This window comes from Acidovorax sp. Q11 (assembly GCF_054950075.1).
Genome location: NZ_JBUDZG010000132.1, coordinates 1 through 254, shown reverse-complemented (window position 1 = coordinate 254; position 254 = coordinate 1). Strand labels below are relative to the sequence as shown.

At 58.3% G+C, this 254-nt stretch carries 1 pseudogene; it reads left to right on the top strand.

From position 1 onward, the window contains the following. Nucleotides 1-131 (top strand): annotated as a pseudogene (locus ACYZGB_RS23005) (IS110 family transposase); the annotation flags it as partial. Nucleotides 132-254 lie beyond the last annotated feature (123 nt).

Below are 254 nucleotides of genomic sequence, written 5' to 3'. Positions count from 1 at the left end.
TCGGCCCGGTCGTCATGGAAGCCTGTGGCTCAGCCCACTACTGGGCACGCTGGCTCCATGCTCTGGGTATCGAGGTGCGCTTGCTGCCCGCCCAGTACGTGCGTGCCTACGTGCGCCGCAATAAGACTGAATCGCCCCGGTTTTGAACTGACCCCCAGAAGTTGGACAAACTTCAAGGGGTTACATGAAGAAGTACAAAACGGAGTTCAAGCTGGAAGTGGTTCAAAGCTTCTTGGCTGGCGAAGGCGGCGCGA